The sequence below is a fragment of the Paraburkholderia sp. J11-2 genome (assembly GCF_905220185.1).
Lineage (GTDB): Bacteria > Pseudomonadota > Gammaproteobacteria > Burkholderiales > Burkholderiaceae > Paraburkholderia.
Genome location: NZ_CAJMYY010000045.1, coordinates 44,772 through 51,719 on the forward strand (window position 1 = coordinate 44,772; position 6,948 = coordinate 51,719).

The 6,948-nt window shown below is 58.3% G+C and carries 5 protein-coding genes and 2 pseudogenes; 2 read left to right on the plus strand and 5 right to left on the minus strand.

The annotated features are described in order from the left end of the window. Nucleotides 1-133: 133 nt before the first annotated feature. The 5 genes and pseudogenes from U5A57_RS38460 to U5A57_RS41760 form a co-directional block, all read right to left on the minus strand. A pseudogene (locus U5A57_RS38460) lies at nt 134-1,681 on the minus strand (error-prone DNA polymerase); the annotation flags it as partial. Between the two features lie 345 nt (nt 1,682-2,026). Then, nucleotides 2,027-2,785 carry a hypothetical protein gene (locus tag U5A57_RS38465; protein ID WP_321917300.1) on the minus strand — a complete coding sequence of 253 codons (759 nt, stop codon included), beginning with the start codon at nt 2,783-2,785 and terminating at the stop codon, nt 2,027-2,029. A gap of 63 nt (nt 2,786-2,848) precedes the next feature. Then, the gene (locus U5A57_RS38470; protein ID WP_321917302.1) at nt 2,849-3,757 is read right to left on the minus strand and encodes a hypothetical protein; all 909 of its coding nucleotides are present in this window, start codon (nt 3,755-3,757) and stop codon (nt 2,849-2,851) included. 563 nt (nt 3,758-4,320) lie between these two features. After that, nucleotides 4,321-4,530: pseudogene (locus U5A57_RS38475) on the minus strand (hypothetical protein); the annotation flags it as partial. A gap of 60 nt (nt 4,531-4,590) precedes the next feature. Then, entirely contained in the window at nt 4,591-4,995 is a 405-nt protein-coding gene (locus U5A57_RS41760) for a DUF3331 domain-containing protein (RefSeq protein WP_408602521.1), read from the minus strand. Between the two features lie 522 nt (nt 4,996-5,517). On the opposite strand from U5A57_RS41760, the gene U5A57_RS38480 reads away from it, so the two are divergent. Together U5A57_RS38480 and U5A57_RS38485 are read left to right on the plus strand one after the other, a co-directional pair. Then, on the plus strand, nt 5,518-6,516 hold the full coding sequence (locus tag U5A57_RS38480; protein ID WP_321917304.1) for an AraC family transcriptional regulator: 999 nt from the start codon (nt 5,518-5,520) through the stop codon (nt 6,514-6,516). Nucleotides 6,517-6,639: 123 nt separating this feature from the next. Continuing rightward, nucleotides 6,640-6,948: LysR family transcriptional regulator (locus tag U5A57_RS38485; RefSeq protein WP_321917305.1), on the plus strand; the 309-nt coding region annotated here is incomplete at its 3' end.

Genomic DNA, 6,948 nt, shown 5'->3' on the forward strand with positions numbered 1-6,948 from the left:
CGGCCGCGTCATTGTGCACATGGGTCACTCCGTACCCTTGCTAAGCGTTCATCTTAGCCGACGCTACCTCGCGCGGCATCCAGTTCCCTGATATGGCGCGATGCCCACATGGATGTTCATCGAGTGTTCTCCGCTAGCAGAAGTCACGACTCACGGTTGGAAGCTCGCCAAGCAGCTGGGTAACGTCAACGAGGCGGTTTGCCACGAGATGCCGTACTTCACCCTCACGCTGCCAAACGCCATAGACCGCTAGCAACGACGAGCCGAGCGCCTCGCGGCGGAACTTCTCCAGCACTGACTGCCAGACGATGATATTCACGCTGCCGGCCTCGTCTTCCAGCGTCATGAACATCACGCCTTTCGCCGTGCCTGGGCGTTGCCGGACAGTGACGATGCCGCATGCGCGCGCCAGCTGACCATTGCGATAGCGCATGAGTACATTTGAAGGCACGAGCCGCATCTTTGCGAGGCGAGGGCGGAGCAGGGCGAGCGGATGACGGCCAAGCGTGAGACCCGTCGCGCGGTAGTCGCTCACGATCTCCTGACCTTCGCTCATTGGGGCAAGCTCCGGCGTCTCGTCGTCGTCAGTGGCGCCGCGCAACAGGTCACGATCGGGGACTGCCGCAACGGCCTGCCAGAGCGCTGCGCGCCGCTCGCCCGCCAGAGAGAGCAGGGCGTTCGCGGCGGCGAGCACCTCAAGGTCGCGTCGATCAAGTTGTGCGCGGCGTGCGAGATCGGAGACGTCGCGGAATGGCCGGACCGCACGAGCCATCTCGATGCGCGCTGCCGCTTCCGCCTTCATGCCCCGAACAAGCGACATGCCTAACCGCAATGGATCGCGCGTCACGGGACCTTCAATCGCGCAATCCCAGTTGCTCACGGTGACGTCGACGGGCAGAACACGCACTCCATGCCGTTTTGCATCCTGGACAAGCTGCGACGGCGAATAGAACCCCATCGGCTGGGAGTTGAGCAGCGCGCACGCGAACACCGTTGGCTCGTGGCACTTCAGCCAGGCGCTCGCGTAGACCATCAGGGCGAAACTGGCCGCGTGGCTTTCCGGAAATCCATATTCGCCGAAGCCCTGGATCTGCGCGAAGATCTGTTCAGCAAACTCGCGCTCGTAACCGCGTTCGAGCATGCCGTTGACGATGCGGTCGTAGTAGACGCCGAGACCTCCCTTGCGACGCCACGCAGCCATCGCACGGCGTAACTGGTCAGCTTCGCCTGCAGAGAAGCCCGCAGCAAGCATCGCGACCTGCATCACCTGCTCCTGGAAGATCGGCACGCCCAGCGTACGGGCGAGGGCCTGCTCCATCTGCGGACTCGGGAACGTCACCGGCTCGATACCCTGACGCCTGCGCAGATACGGGTGAACCATGCCACCCTGAACCGGACCGGGACGCACGATTGCCACTTCGATCACAAGGTCATAGAACTGGCGTGGCTGCAGTCTCGGCAGCATGCTCATCTGTGCACGCGACTCGATCTGGAACACGCCCACCGTATCCGCGCGGCAGATCATCTCGTATGTCGAAGCGTCTTCTGCAGGAATGTCCTGCAGTTCGAACACCTCGCCGCGCTTTTCCGAGATCAGGTCGAGCGCGCGGCGTACCGCCGAGAGCATGCCGAGTGCGAGGACGTCGATTTTGAGCAGCCCGAGAGCTTCGATGTCGTCCTTACAACCGCGAATTGGACACCCATGGACACTAGTCAAAGGCTTGTCAGAGAAGGAGCGAACTAGCACTACCAATGTCCACAGCTCTTTGGTGAGGAGGCCGTCTCTCAGGGAGCAACCAACGATAGCTACCCGGGATTGGGCAGGCGACGGCCGTTGGCAAGCATGGCTGCTGTTAGATTGGCTGGGCGGAGTTGCCACGCATGGCCGACTCACGCCACCTGCGACAGGCCGTGACCGCACAAGGGACGGCGACCATCTGTTATCTAATCGGCCGCTTCCTGCGGTACTACTGTCCTTCAGACTCCCAGGTGCTAGACAAATCACTGGCCAGAATCGCCACTGAAATCAAGACGCTATAAGCGGAAAAGCAATTGGATCAAGCTCAAGAGCGCCACGCCGCAGGTATTCAAGGTATCGATTCATGACGACCCATGCACGCCGGGTGACCTCCGTTGTCACCGCCCCAGAAGTATGCCCAGGCTGACCGTGACGGGGGTTTGCGGAGTGGTCGGTGATGAACCTCAGGTAGGCTTCTTCAACGTGAAGTGCTTCACGCATTTGATGCCACGCGGATTTGTCTGTAGATCCGGGGCGCGCAATCAAGTGTTTCAACCGGTCCATCGCGCGGGCGCACTCAACAGGCGATACATGCGGCAACGAGATAGCAGAAATCAGTTCTCGAAGCGCCATGAACAACAAAGGACGTTGAAGAACCTGCGCACATACTTCATCGAAGTGGCAGTCCAGCGAATATGCTGTGCAGATACCATCAAGCTCATGCATCGTGTGGATTATCGGGACCGTTTCACCGGCGGGCACAACATATGTATCGAAAATCACGGTGAGGCCCCAACCCAATTTGAAGGCTACGAGATCCACTTTCGCTCGACAGATGTCCAATGCTCGCCTATAAACTTCTGCAAAGTGCTCCGGGCGCCATTTCACCGCGCGGCATTCAACCTCAATTTTCGACTTTTCAATCCGACAGACGAACTCCATTTCGACCCCGATCTCTTCGGCCTTCCACCTTATCAGTGGCGAGAAACCGATGGAGACTTGCATTGTCTCCGGAATTACTCTTCCGTGAAATCGGATCGTTTCCATGTTGTTTGCCTGTGTCAACTTGCAAATTAATTGGCTTAACTCCGGTATCGCCGGATCGTTTCGCTATTTCTTCGTATCGGTTCTTGGGTTTCGAACAAGAAACGCGTCATCGCCGAACATTTCGACATCGGCCTGCATAGCAACAAACGCATCGCTTGTGACATAGTTGTGAGCGTTCGCTTTCAGGCCTTCCTCCATCTTCTGATATTGACGGTCGGATACTGAAGCCAAGGCCTCGTCCATCTTTTTCGCTCGGGAATTTAGATAGCTGCCGAAGGCAGAAGGCATCACATACCTACGCGACTCGACTACTCCCTCCTTCGCATGAACCTTTCCACCACGCCAACGATCTGCATTCGACTGCGAAATGAAACCGAGGATGATGAACCGACCTAGTTTCGAGTAGACAAACGTCGACGAGGTGCTTCCGCACAAATCCATATCAATCGCCCGCATAAGATAGCGATTTATGTTAGGGGCGAGTTCGCCCCGCGCTGTGGCGATCTGATCAAGTGGATAGATATACTGGCGGAAATGCATAGGATGCTGGCGCGAGCCAAGAAGGTATTCGCGCCAAACCGCTTCGGCTGCGCGTACATTTGCATCTTGGCCTAGGGGTGAATCCCTATGGGCGGTTTTCTCCATGAAATACAAAAGTGCGCGCCAGGAAACCGAGGTGCAAAAATGCAGTAGCCACGGGCCGTAGGAAAATCGCCTCGTCGGGTCTGAAAAATACGGATGGAAGAGCTTATTAGAAAAGGTTCGTTCCGAGCGACTGAGCAGTCCTTCGCACGTTTGACACAGCCAGTATTCTTTTTCGCCGTCTTGCGTTCGCTGATTCGGCTCCCGGGAATTTCTGAGTGGACTGCCTCCGCCGGACTCTCTAAGCCAACGAAATACAAAACTTGGCAGGATGTGGCTAAGCTGTAAATTGGCTTCCGCTTCGCACAAGCGACATTTTCCGTAGGGCATGATCTCGATGCGCTCTCGCTTCGTTGGTGTTTGGGGCTATCTTTGTGCCGATACTGAGAACGGTATCACTAGTCGGCCACAATCGAGCGTACGGTCGTCTCGTCGGCGCCTTGGAGCTTGGCCGATATCACTCGTTCGATCTGGTCGAACGCTGCCATTCGGCAGGGGGAGTTCCGGTTTGAGATCGAACGCATGGCATGCCCGAAGATGCGACTGAAACCATCGGTATGTATACGTCCGTTACGAAGAGTGAATCCGACTTTTGAATGGCGGCGTGAAGGGGGCATCAACAACCGTAGATGGCGGTACCCGGAAGTAGGGGGCGACGATCCGAGTATCGGGGCGCCGTGACATTGAACTTCCGTAGCCGACCCACACCGGTCAGATAACTTCCTCCATAACGGTCAATCAGCAGATTCAGGTTTTGCGAACCGGAGTGCCAGTAAGCGGTCGTTGTCGACCTCACCCAATCGGCCATGAACGGCCACTCAAGGTGGCCGGGTGGATCATCAACAATCGCCGCGGCCATCAAGCAAACCTTCGGCTAGCAGTGCCGTTTTAACCTCGCGCTCACCGTGGTCAACCTGGTCGCGCTTGACCCAATCATGTAGCGTCTGCGGCGTGCAGTCGATCATCGGTGCAATCGATTCGACCGCTGCCCACATCGATGGATGTTCGCTACGCTGCTCGCGCACCAGACGTACTGCACGCTCGCGAACCTCAGGGGAAAACTTGATTGCCTTCTTGTTCTGTTCATGGCTCCATTGTCTCAAGGGTTGGAGCCTCCACAAAATCCGGTGCGGTTCAACGAGCTTTGCGGCGCCTGCTGCCTGTCAATCATTTGCGACGCATGGGATCGCAGATGCGAGCAACATCCACGCTGCGTTTACGGGAACGTGACCACGCACGGAAGGTCGGTAGACGAGATCCCCACGTCTGATTGGTGCGCTTGTTAAAGCGCACACGCCGCGCCCTCGGGCCCGCGTCAAGCGCCAGGGCTGCTCTCCGTAACAACCTGCAGTGGAATCCTTCAGGCAGACCGCGATCAGGACGTCCGAGTGGCGTCCTACAACGGTTACATTGCTGGTCGCTGGTGCGGTCTTTGTCGGAGTCTGAGCCATCGGCCGATGTCCTGCGGCCGCACGCCGTGCGCCTTGGCAACCCCCGGAGACTTCCAACATTTGCGCCAAAAGGGCAAGCGCGTAACCCCAGGCATCGGCAGGTAACCGTTCATTCATGGCTGGTCTCAGGCAACTGGCGGTGAGTTAGCTCGAAGCCCCGGGGTGTTCGACGTGTCCTGCAGTTCGATCCTCGGGTCTCTGGAGATAACCTGGCATAACTCAAGATCGGTGCGAACCCTGCTGTCTGACGTTGGTGAAGTCGGACTATCGCGACCATGAAGTAGTTGCCTGCCATGGTCGGAAGCAACGATGATATGGTCGGCAGAAGTCCACGCAGAAGTTCGGCTGCAGCCCGTCGAATGAGTCGGACACAGCGAACGGGCGCGACACCATCCAGCTCGCAGGTGCGTTCGTGACTTGATAGCGGAAAAGCAGTGATGCGAGTTCATCGTATCGGCTGGCCAGCGGCATTTCTGGTCGCTGGGTGCCATTTAGGCGGGCAACGGTTGACTGAACGTGCCACGGAGGTGGCAGATATTGTCCGACAAATGATGCGCACATGTCCCATCGAAGTGCGAAGACGCTCTATACTCGATTCCGCATGATATTCGTGTAGCGTGAGTAGCCTTGGGGCCCGAGATGACAATCACGACAAACACTTCTCTTTGCCATTGGTCGACCAGCGAAGTCGAACCAGCCATGCGGTTTGAGTACTATGCGAACGCACTATCCACTGCACTTACGCCGATGCGGCTGATTGCCGGAGACCCGCGCACATTCGAATCACACATGACCGCGGCATCAGTAGGCCCCGTCTCCGTGATCCGGCAAAGCGGGTCTTCGCACAGTGTTCGCCGGGACCCGTTCCACGCTGACCGCGCTCTCGAGCACTCGTGGCATTTGATAGTCAATCTGTCGTCCGCATGGAATACACGCCATCGTGAACTCGTGCGCCTGCTGCCCGGTGAGATGATGATTGTGGACTCGCGCCTGGATTTTATGGTCGAGATTGCCGGTCGTTACGACGTCGCCCATTTCAAATTTTCGCCGGCCTGGCTGCGCCAGTGGATACCGGCGCCTGAAGCGCTGGTTGGGCGCCGTATTGCTTCGACTTCGGGATGGGGGCGTGCGCTGGGTGTCTATCTGACCGAGCTTTCGCCCGAGGTGATCGAGGCAGCGCCGTTGCCCGTGTCAGTCCTGACCGATCACATTGGCGCCCTGCTGGCGCTGATCGCCGCTGAGCGCGATCTACCAGCCGCTGTTGCGCAGCGCCGCGACGACTCGCTGCTTCGGCGCATTCGCGACTGCATCGCCCAGCGCAGCGCCGAGCAGGGTGTCTGCGCCGCCGACATCGCCAGGGAACTCAATATTTCAGTGCGTAGTTTGCACCGGACGCTCGCGGCACACAACGAGACGTTCGGCAAGCTCCTGATCGACCGCCGGGCGGCGGTCGCTGTGCGGATGATTCGCTCGAGCGTCGGCCGTCGCCTAAGCCTTGCGGAGATAGGCCGGCGCGCTGGATTCGCCGATCCGTCGCATTTCAGCCGCGTCATATCGGGCCGCTACGGCATGACGCCGTCGCGCATACGGAATGAGGATCAACGCTCGCCCGATGACGCAGAGAATTCTGGCTCGTAAGGAGAATCGGTCCTGACTCTGCGTTGTGTTAACTCCACAACGCTTTAGATTAGCGGCTTGGTTGCGTGACCAGCCAGGTGACGCTCTCTTTGGCTAGTCGAGCAATAAAATGGGTCCTCCAGTATGGCCGACTTCCTGAATCACCTTCGCATATTCGTTCGTGTCGTTGAGGCAGGGTCGTTTACCGCGGTCGCAAAAGAGAACGACTCCACCGCTGCCCAGATTTCCCGCGCCGTGTCTTCGCTGGAAGAGGAATTGCAGGCGGTCGTATTGCATCGCACGACGCGCCACCTTTCCGTGACCGACGTGGGCGCACGGTTTTACGAGCGCGCAAAGGCGATCCTCGGCGAACTCGACAACGCGACGGACGAAGCGCGCAACGCCACCCAGAAGCCATCGGGGCGTATCCGCGTGCATTCGGCACCGGGGCTG

What these genes read in the sequence shown, in the direction of transcription:
- U5A57_RS38470 (WP_321917302.1), bottom strand. Translation starts at nt 3,757, where the DNA reads ATGCCCTACGGAAAATGTCGCTTGTGCGAAGCGGAAGCCAATTTACAG.
- U5A57_RS38480 (WP_321917304.1), top strand. Translation starts at nt 5,518, where the DNA reads ATGACAATCACGACAAACACTTCTCTTTGCCATTGGTCGACCAGCGAA.
- U5A57_RS41760 (WP_408602521.1), bottom strand. Translation starts at nt 4,995, where the DNA reads ATGAATGAACGGTTACCTGCCGATGCCTGGGGTTACGCGCTTGCCCTT.
- U5A57_RS38465 (WP_321917300.1), bottom strand. Translation starts at nt 2,785, where the DNA reads ATGGAAACGATCCGATTTCACGGAAGAGTAATTCCGGAGACAATGCAA.